This window comes from Paenibacillus sp. 598K (genome assembly GCF_003851045.1).
Lineage (GTDB): Bacteria > Bacillota > Bacilli > Paenibacillales > Paenibacillaceae > Paenibacillus_D.
Genome location: NZ_BFBX01000108.1, coordinates 2,253 through 11,337, shown reverse-complemented (window position 1 = coordinate 11,337; position 9,085 = coordinate 2,253). Strand labels below are relative to the sequence as shown.

At 60.1% G+C, this 9,085-nt stretch carries 7 protein-coding genes; 3 read left to right on the top strand and 4 right to left on the bottom strand.

Translation table 11 applies throughout. The annotated features are described in order from the left end of the window. On the bottom strand, positions 1-753 hold a 753-nt coding region (locus PA598K_RS36560), incomplete at its 3' end, for a LytS/YhcK type 5TM receptor domain-containing protein (RefSeq protein ID WP_376739081.1). Between the two features lie 204 nt (positions 754-957). Between PA598K_RS36560 and PA598K_RS26845 the strand changes: the two genes are divergently transcribed. Both PA598K_RS26845 and PA598K_RS26840 read left to right on the top strand, forming a co-directional pair. Further along, complete coding sequence (locus PA598K_RS26845) at positions 958-1,854, top strand: manganese catalase family protein (RefSeq protein WP_128659897.1); 897 nt, start codon at positions 958-960, stop codon at positions 1,852-1,854. A gap of 287 nt (positions 1,855-2,141) precedes the next feature. Continuing rightward, positions 2,142-2,360: a hypothetical protein gene (locus PA598K_RS26840; RefSeq protein ID WP_128659896.1), complete on the top strand. Its 219-nt coding sequence runs from the start codon at positions 2,142-2,144 to the stop codon at positions 2,358-2,360. 109 nt (positions 2,361-2,469) lie between these two features. On the opposite strand, the gene PA598K_RS26835 is transcribed toward PA598K_RS26840, so the two are convergent. The 3 genes from PA598K_RS26835 to PA598K_RS26825 all read right to left on the bottom strand — a co-directional run bounded on the left by PA598K_RS26835 (position 2,470) and on the right by PA598K_RS26825 (position 7,877). Further along, on the bottom strand, positions 2,470-3,795 hold the full coding sequence (locus tag PA598K_RS26835; RefSeq protein ID WP_185602247.1) for a putative bifunctional diguanylate cyclase/phosphodiesterase: 1,326 nt from the start codon (positions 3,793-3,795) through the stop codon (positions 2,470-2,472). Positions 3,796-3,928: 133 nt separating this feature from the next. Beyond that, entirely contained in the window at positions 3,929-4,630 is a 702-nt protein-coding gene (locus tag PA598K_RS26830) for a response regulator transcription factor (RefSeq protein ID WP_128659894.1), read from the bottom strand. A gap of 133 nt (positions 4,631-4,763) precedes the next feature. Continuing rightward, positions 4,764-7,877, bottom strand: coding sequence for a response regulator (locus tag PA598K_RS26825; protein ID WP_185602246.1), 3,114 nt, complete (start codon positions 7,875-7,877; stop codon positions 4,764-4,766). A gap of 56 nt (positions 7,878-7,933) precedes the next feature. Between PA598K_RS26825 and PA598K_RS26820 the strand changes: the two genes are divergently transcribed. Next, complete coding sequence (locus PA598K_RS26820; protein ID WP_128659892.1) at positions 7,934-8,953, top strand: DoxX family membrane protein; 1,020 nt, start codon at positions 7,934-7,936, stop codon at positions 8,951-8,953. Positions 8,954-9,085: the final 132 nt, after the last annotated feature.

The window sequence follows — 9,085 nt, the reverse complement described above, 5'->3', positions numbered from 1 at the left end:
GCTGTTGAGCGGCGTCTTCAATTCGTGAGACATGTTGGCCAGGAACTCCGATTTGTACCGAGACGCTTGCAGCAGCTCCTGCGCCTTTCCCTCAAGCTCCCGCTTGGCGACCCGCAGCTCGCGCGTCTGCCTGCGCAGCAGCACGTTCATATTCCGCAGATCCTGGATTCGCTTGCGCTCCTTTTGGAAGTCGCGGATGATGAAGATAAACAGGCTGCTGAGAGCGATGCCGAGCGGATACGTGATGACGCCGATCTCGCGGATATACGCCCCTGCCGGGATGACGCCGAGCAGTGCGATGTCGATAATGTTAAGCGTGTTAATGCCCAGGATCGCGACCGCAGCCTTGCGTCGATAAGACCATTCGCGCTCCCGGAACCAGACGACCAGCGCCGCACCCGCGATGCCGAGGATGACCATGTTGGCGAAGCCCGCCCACGAGGCGGCATTGAGGCCGAAGAACAATCGGCCGATGCCGATGCCCGCTCCGATCACGAACAGCGTCGCCGGCTTGCGGAAGACGAGCGTCGCGAACAGGATCGGGACGAAGCGCAGGTCGAATAGCACCGTCTCTGTCAGCTGCAGCCCGAACAGCATCGCCAGCCATCCTGCGAAGATAAACAATAGCGGCACCATGCCTGCTTGCAGCTTCGACGAGACGCGGACGAACAAATATTTGTAAGCCAGGTTAAACATGTAGCCAATCGTAATCAACAAGCTGATATTTGTCAGAAACGCTTTGTAAAACTGCAAGACGCTCCTCCCTCCAGCCTTCCGAAGTGATCCGGTCGCAATCGATATGTCCCCTCATTGTACACTATTCGTTCGGCCCTCTTCCACAGGCCCCAGGCCCCAACCGCGCCGCAATTCTGCCCATGGGGCCCTGATTCGCTGGTCTGCTGCATGGGCAGGCGGCATACACTGGTCAATAGTGAAGCCAAGAGAGGTGAAGCACGGATGTTTACGCGGATCAACAAACTGCAAATCGAACTGCCCCCGTCCACCTTCGCCGACGCCAATGCAGCCGCAGCCGTCCAGGAGCTGCTGGGCGGCAAGTTCGGCGAGATGTCGACGCTGAACAATTATTTATTCCAATCCTTTAACTTCCGAGGCAAGACGAAGCTGAAGCCGTTCTATGATCTGGTAGCCAGCATCACCGCCGAGGAGCTGGGCCATGTGGAGCTGGTGTCCGCCGCCATCAACCTGATCCTTACCGGCACGACGGGTCCTGGCAAGCCGGATTCGACGCCTTTGTTTGAGGGGCTCAATAAGCGCAATACCTACCACTTCATCGCCACAGCGCAGACCGCGCTGGCCGGTGACTCGATGGGACAGCCCTGGCGCGGCGACTATGTGTTCAACAGCGGCAATCTGGTGCTCGATCTGCTGCATAACTTCTTCCTCGAATGCGGCGCCCGCACCCACAAGATGCGCGTGTACGAGATGACCAATCACCCCGTCGCCCGGGAGATGATCGGCTATCTGCTCGTGCGGGGTGGCGTCCATGTGCTCGCTTACGCCAAAGCGCTGGAGATTGCCACCGGCGTCGATATGACCAAGCTGATCCCGATTCCCGATCTGAGCAACAATCAGTTCGACGCCGCCCGCAAGTTTGAAGCAATGGGCCTCGGGCGCAAGCTGTTCACATTCAGTTACGAGGATTATCGCGATATCGACCAGATCTGGAAAGGCAACCACCCCGAGACCGGGGCCAAGCTGGAGGTCGTCATCGGCACTCCCGAAGGCGGCCCCATCCCTGAGCTGCGTGAGCTGCCGGAGGAGTTCGCGCCTGGCATCACTGCCGACCATTACCTCGAGATCGTCAAGCGGCTGAAGCGCGGCGGCAACCTGTAAGCCTCGCGCTGCCCAGGCCGGCCTCCCCGTCAAGGGAGTCGGCCTACTCAGCGTCTCTATGTCCTGCGATAGGACAAGCTTTCCGCATCACATACGGGATCAATTTACGCGCAATTATCGGGCATTTTTGGCAGCCGCAGTGAAACAAATTCGTTCCTTTATGCGTATACTATAGTGGTTATAACTATTAAAACTTTGTTAGCAAATTAAACACTGGCCTGACGCCTCCTTTATAACCATCTAAAATCTCTGGGATAAGATGATAAAAAAGAGCGGAGGTGCGTGCGATGATGAAAGTCGTTACGTTTAAAAACAAATCAGTTCCCGTCTATTATCCTTCTGAACATACGCAATATTATGAGCTGTTGCATGCCAAACTAGCCGAGCTCGCTCTGGACTTCGAATTTCACAAACGTTGGAAACGCATCAAATCGGTGGAAGTCATTCGAGATGTCGCCATCTTCCAATACAACGACGGCACCAAACTATACCTGGAAGTGTCCTGAGCTGATGATTGCCCTACGATAAAGAACCTTCTCCCGCTGTTGTTTGGGGACGAAGGTTCTTTGGGCTGTGGCAAGCACAAAAAAACAAGCGCTCCCGAAAGAACGCCTGTTAGCTGCTGCGAGCTGCGATTACCGTGCCCAAATCGACGCTTTCAACGGGGCGGCAGAGCAAATATCCTTGCACCGCATCGCAGCCCCAGGCTCGAACTAGCGCCAGCTGCGCATCGGTCTCGACCCCTTCGGCGACGACCTCCAGCCCCAGCTCTCGTGCCAGCCGGACCATCGTCTCAGCGATCAGCCAGCCAGCAGCCCGCTCCTCTGCCGGCTGCACGAAGGACTTGTCCAGCTTCAGCACGTCGGCGGGCAAGCGGCTCAGATAGCTGAGCGACGAATACCCCGTACCGAAGTCATCCAGCGCGATCCGGATCCCTGCCTGCCGCAGCCAGCGCAGCTGCCGTACCGTCTGGTCCATCTGTTCCAGCATGCAGCTCTCGGTAATCTCCAGCTCCAGACAAGCGGGCGGCAGTCCTACCTCCTGGAGCAGGCCAAGCAGCCGATCGGCGAAGCTCGGCTCGCTCAGCTGCACCGCCGAGAGATTGACCGAGAGACGGAAGGACTGATCCTCGCCGGCAAGCTCCCGCAGACGGCCGTACTGCAAGCCGGCCGTCCGGATCATCCATTCGCCGATCGACCGGATCTGCCCCGTCTGCTCCGCAATCGGCACGAACTCGGCCGGCGACACCGCGCCCAGCTCCGGGTGATGCCAGCGCAGCAGCGCCTCGACGCCGCGGAGCCGACCATCCTCCGCTTGGTACTGGGGCTGGAACATGACGCGCAGCTGCCCTAGCTCCAGCGCGCGGCGCAGTCCGCCCTCGATCATACTCCGTCTCGAGGAGGTCTGGCCGAGCTCCAGCGAGTAGGCCACAGATTCGGCGCCGTATCGAGAAGCCTTGGCGATCTGTAGCGCCGTATCGCTATGACGCAACAGGTCGTTGGCCTGCTTGCCATGATAGGGCGCCTGGGCGATGCCACAGCTCACGGAGAGCTGCAGCTCTCTCGATTGGACAGACAGCGGCAGCTCGGCGACCTTGCGGATCCGTTCTGCCTGCGCCTCCACATCCTCCTCATCGAGCACGAACAGGAAGGTGTTGCCGCCATAGCGGCACGCCGGGTAGCCGCTCAGCCCTCTGGCCTGCAGGAACCGTTCCCCCAGGGCAGCCAGCACAGCATCTCCGAGCGCAGTTCCGTAACTTTCATTGATCAGATAAAACCGGTCCAGGTCCAGCAGCATTACCGCTGCCGTCTTGAAGTGTGCGAGCGATGCATCGACGATATCCGAAGCTGCCTCACGGTTCATCAAGCGGGTCAGCCCGTCCGGCTCCCGCGCTGACAGGCCGTTCAAGCCGCAGCCAGGCGTTGGCCTGAAGCTCTCCATCCTTGCGCCTCTCCTCCTGTATTGCATACTCTCGGTCGTCCCAGGCTGTTAAGAGACAGTATGACAGAAAGCCTTTAGAAAAGTAAGCAATTCTCTTTAGGAGAATGTTAGTTTTTAGAACAATGTTAGCTCTTCATTCGGACTGCATGATATACTTGTAGCCAACGCCCCACACCGTCCGGATAAAGCGTGGCTCCCTCGGGTTTTGCTCGATTTTTTTGCGCAGATTGACGACATGGACATCGATAGCCCGATCGGTGACGAAGGAGTCGAAGCCCCGGATCGCGTTGATCAGATCCTCACGGCTGAATACCTTGCCCGGATGAGCCAGGAAGAGCTTCATAATCTCGAACTCCGAGAATGTCGTATCCACCGGCACGCCCCGCACCTTCAACGAACGACGGTCGATATCGAGCTGGATCGGATCATGCGCCGTCGGCGGCGCGTCCGGGAGATCCGATAGCCGGCTCATCGTCTGCGTACGGCGGATCAGCGCGTAGACGCGCGCGGTCAGCTCATGCATGCTGAACGGCTTGCACAGATAATCGTCCGCACCCGCCTTGAGCGCCTGTACCCGCTCGGACACCTCGGTCTTCATGGAGATAATCATGATCGGCACCTGCGAGCTCTCCCGGATCTCCCCGCACAGCTCCATCCCGTCGCGGTCGGGCAGCATCAGATCCAGCAGGACGATGTGCGGGTCAAACTCGCCGAGCAGCCGCATTCCGTCCGCAGCCGTCGGGCCCAGCCTGACTGAATACCCTTCTTCGGCCAGATACATGGACAGCATGTCGCCCATGATCAGGTCATCTTCTATGACTAGCACTCGATACATAACCCGTCCACCTCTATATAGGAACTCAAGCCATCCAAGCGACTGCAGAATATTGTCGAAAGTGGTTCTATTACCAATGATACTATAGAGATATGGACACAACAATACAATTGTTAGAAAATTGTTAGGATTTTCATCGAATTTGTAGCCGAACGTTTAAAATTTCCGCCTCCAGCCGCCGTAAATTGCTCCCCAGCAATGAGCGATCCGGGTCGGCTTCCCGCAGCTGCGCCTCCAGCTCCGCGCTAATCGACATCAATCGACGGGCGGCCAGGCTGCCCGCCACGCCTTTGAGCGTATGGGCGAGACGGTGCGCCAGCCGATAATCTCCCGCCTGCAACGCGACGCCCAGCCTGACCCCGTAGTCGGCGTACTCGCGGTCGAACAGCTGCAGCATATGCTGCAGGATCGACTCCTTCCCATTGAGCCTGGCGAGCGCCTCCTCGTAGCAGAATCCCGCTCCCTCCGGCTCTCCGCCCGGCGCCGCCTCTGCGGATGGACGCTGCTGGTCGCCGGGCGTCTCTGTCCGCTTGTTCAGCACGAGCTGCGGCAGCCAACGGTCGATCACAGCGAAGAGCTGCTCCTCGTCGATCGGCTTGGTGACGACGGCATTCATCCCGAGCGCCAGATAATGCTGGTGGTCGCGGCTGAGCACGTTGGCCGTCAGCGCGATGATCGGCAGCCCGGCGCAGCTCGGGTCGAGACGGATGCGTCTGGCCACCTCGGTCCCGTCCATTTCCGGCATATGAATATCGAGCAGGACGAGATCCCAGCTCTCCGACTGGATCCGCTCCAGCGCCTGCACCCCATTCTCCGCCAGCCCAACCTCGAATCCGCGACTGTGCAGCATATCGACCGCGACCAGCTGATTGATCCGATTGTCCTCCGCGAGCAGCACCCGGGCTTGCCGATCGGCGCGCCGCATGGCGGGCGGCGCTTGCTCGGGATCGCTCGCAGCCATCGGCTGCGGCCGCTCGATCAGCACCTGCAGACACTGGTAGAGGCCGAGCCGGCTCACCGGCTTGACCAGCAGTGCGTCCGGCCGGCTCTCGCCCGGCATCCGCTGCACCTCCTCGCGGCCGTAGACCGTCGTCATCATGAGCGTGCGCGCGCCGATGCGCGCCGCCGCCTCCTGACAGACGAGCCAGGTCTCCTCTCCGTACATATCGGGCATCTCCATATCCAGCAGCAGCAGTCCCGGGCGTCCGCCGCCGGCGAGCGTCTCGAGCAGTCCCGACCAGCTGTCATAGGGGACCGCCTGCAGTCCCATCTCGCCGAGCATGCGGCACCAGTGCTCCCGCATCCGCTCGTCATCCTCCAGCACCCAGACCGGTGAGCCGCTCGCCGCCCACCCGCTCAGCTGCATGCGGTTCGGACTCTCGGCTTCGTTTTGGCGCAGCCGCAGCGTGAAGCTGAAGCGGCTGCCCACCCCCGGCTCGCTCCATACGTGCAGCTCGCCGCCCATTTGCTCCACCAGGCTTTTGACGATGACCAGACCGAGCCCGCTGCCCCCGTATTTGCGACTCGCCGTACCGTCCGCCTGGGTGAAATGCCGGAACAATCGCCTCAGCTGCTCCGGCTCGATGCCGATCCCTGTATCCTCTACCGCGAAGGTCGCCTCGCGCGTCCCATCCTGCACCTTAGCGATCCGGAGCGTCAGCGCCACCCGTCCTTGCGGCGTGAACTTGACCGCATTGGTGCATAGATTGAGCAGGATCTGCTCCAGCCGCTGGCAGTCGCCGATCAGACTCGTCGGCAGCTCCGGCGGGCAATCCACCAGGAACTCCAGGTCCTGCTTATGCCCCAATTGCAGACTGATCGCATCGCATAGCCGCATCAGCATCATGCCGGGGTCGAAGGGGGCCTCCTCCAGCACCATCCTACCCGCCTCGATGCGGGAGACATCGAGCACATCGTTGACGAGCCCGAGCAGCGTCTGCGAAGAGAGCGAGACATTGTCCAAGTATTGTCGCTGCAGGCCGTTCAGCTCGGTCTTCTTCATCAGCTGCGTCAGACCGATGATCCCGTTAAGCGGCGTCCGGATCTCATGGCTCATCCGGGCCAAGAAGCGGCTCTTGGCCTGGCTAGCCTCGAGCGCCTCGCGCCGGGCTTGCTCGCTCTCTGCCTGCGCCTGCTTCTGGAATGTGATGTCGCGGGCGATGATCGAGTAGAACCGCTCGCCCTCCTCCTCTCGGTGATGCACGACGACGATCTGCGAGACATGGACGATCTGGCCGTCGCGACGCTCATAGGAGGACTCGGTTTCCCAGTAGCCCTCGTGCCTCGCCTGGACCAACCCTTCATGCAGCGGCGCGGACAGCAGTGGATGCTCCGCCAGCGCAGGCGAGTCGAGCTCCTCCTCTGTGAGCTCAAGCAGCGCCGCCCCGGCCGGGTTCATGTAGATGAGTTGTCCGCTCGCGTCGAAGGTCGCCACCAGATCCTTGGCCGCCTCGATCACCTCGAGCAGGCGGCCACGCGCCTTTTCGGAACGCTTCAATCCCGTGATGTCGCGCGTGATGCCGATCGCCCCGGCAAAATTCCCGTCCCGGTCGCGCAGTCCGTTGGAAAAATGCTCGACCGGAATACGGGTGCCGTCCTTATGCATAAATGTCCACTCGCGCACATAAGTGAGCTGTCGATCCCGCAGCTCGCGGAACAACGAATCGTCGGCCGGCACCTCGCGGCCCAGCTCCGCCGACAGCTCGGCGGCTGCCGCCACCACCTCCTCCGGCGCGATGAAGGTCATCGGCGTCGCCCGCTGGAGCACCTCCTCTGCTCGGTAACCCAGCATTCGCTCGGCCGTCTTGCTGAAGTAAGATACTTTGTAATCTTTATCCATGACGATAAAGGCGAAGCCATTTTGGTTAATAATGGTCTCCAGCTTCTCGAACATCTCCCGCAGATGCTCAATCATGCCATTGACCGATCCGGCGAGCTGATCGAGCTCGTCGCCCGGACCCACCGGGAGCGGCGTCACGTCGAATTTGCCCTCGGCGACCTGCTCGGTCACCTCCAGGATGCGACCGATCCGGGCCAACAGCCGGTTGAACAAGGTCAGGATCAGGCCAAAGATCGTCAGCTCCGCCAGCAGGATGAAAAACACAGTCCGCCATAGCAGATGAGGCACCGGCTCCTGGATTACCTCGCGGGCCGACAAATAGTTGGCGATGCCGACAATCGTCAGCGGGATTAGCGTCACGATCAGGATGAGCAAAATCATCCGGGTGCGAAGCGAGGTTATGGTCACGTCTACGTCCTCCTGCTCCTGCCTTCCACACATTCTGAAAGGAGATGAAATGATAGATGATGAAACCTTCGAGGCTCGGCTTGATGCTGATGATCGGCGCGGCGCTGACTTCAATCCTCACCCTCACCCCTCCCGCCGCGCATGCCCACGTCAAATGGTTCACCGAGGTCGAGCCGGTCAAGGAAGAGCTGACAGCGATCCTCTCGCCCTACTTTATGATCGTGACCGCTGCGACGGCGGTGCTGCTCGCCGGACTGACTCAGCTGGCCAGTCGGCTCTCGGGCTGGTCCTTGGCAGGGCGGATCGACAGCCGCATGGACCTGTGGCGCAGCTACCTCTCGCCACTGCTCAAGTACGGCACCGCCGCAGCACTAAGCCTGCAAGCCGTCTCCGGCTCGATGTTCGCGCCCGAGTTCGCACTGGAGCAGCCGATCGAGCGAGCGCTGCTGTGGGCGGCGATCCTCTGTCTGCTGATCCCCTACAAGTTTGCCACCAAGGCCGGCGCGCTCGTCGCCCTGGGCTTGTTCATCCATCTGACGGCCAGAGCGGGACTGTTCCATATGCTCGACTACATTTTTTACTTTGCCGTCATCGTCGTGCTCGTCTTCGAGCGGACGCGTGATTCGAGGCTTGGCTTTCCGCTGCTCTATCTGGGCACCGGACTTTCGCTCTGCTGGGTCGCTGTCGAGAAGTGGGTCTACCCGGTGATGGCCGAGGATATTATCCACCATCACCAGGTGCCCACCTTCGGCTTTTCGCCCGGCGCCTTTATTGTGATGGCGGGCATGATCGAGTTTGTCGTTGGTTATTTGCTCATGGTCGGACTGTTGCATCGGCTGCTCGCCGTCGCCCTGACGCTGATCTTTTTGTCGACCACCCTGCTGTTCGGGATCACCGAGCTGATCGGCCATTTCATGATTCATGTCGTGCTGCTCATGTTCATCATCGAGGGGACCAGCTTCTACAAGCCGCCGGTGGAGATGCACCGATCCCGGACCGACCAGATGATATTCGTATCCCTTAATTTTCTATTTGTCCTGTCGACCTTCCTGCTCCTATACTATCGATTTGCCTAAAAAGTGCGCCGATACGTGTCGGTCAACCGCATGATGTGTCACTGCCGAGATGAGACGTGTCGACCTGCCGCACGAGACGTGTCGGCCTGCCGCACGAGACGTGTCGACCTGACGCACGAGACGTGTCGACCT

Excerpts from the sequence above, each read along its gene's own strand:
- PA598K_RS26845 (WP_128659897.1), top strand. The coding sequence starts at position 958 with ATGTTTACGCGGATCAACAAACTGCAAATCGAACTGCCCCCGTCCACC.
- PA598K_RS26840 (WP_128659896.1), top strand. The coding sequence starts at position 2,142 with ATGATGAAAGTCGTTACGTTTAAAAACAAATCAGTTCCCGTCTATTAT.
- PA598K_RS26835 (WP_185602247.1), bottom strand. The coding sequence starts at position 3,795 with ATGGAGAGCTTCAGGCCAACGCCTGGCTGCGGCTTGAACGGCCTGTCA.
- PA598K_RS26830 (WP_128659894.1), bottom strand. The coding sequence starts at position 4,630 with ATGTATCGAGTGCTAGTCATAGAAGATGACCTGATCATGGGCGACATG.
- PA598K_RS26820 (WP_128659892.1), top strand. The coding sequence starts at position 7,934 with ATGATGAAACCTTCGAGGCTCGGCTTGATGCTGATGATCGGCGCGGCG.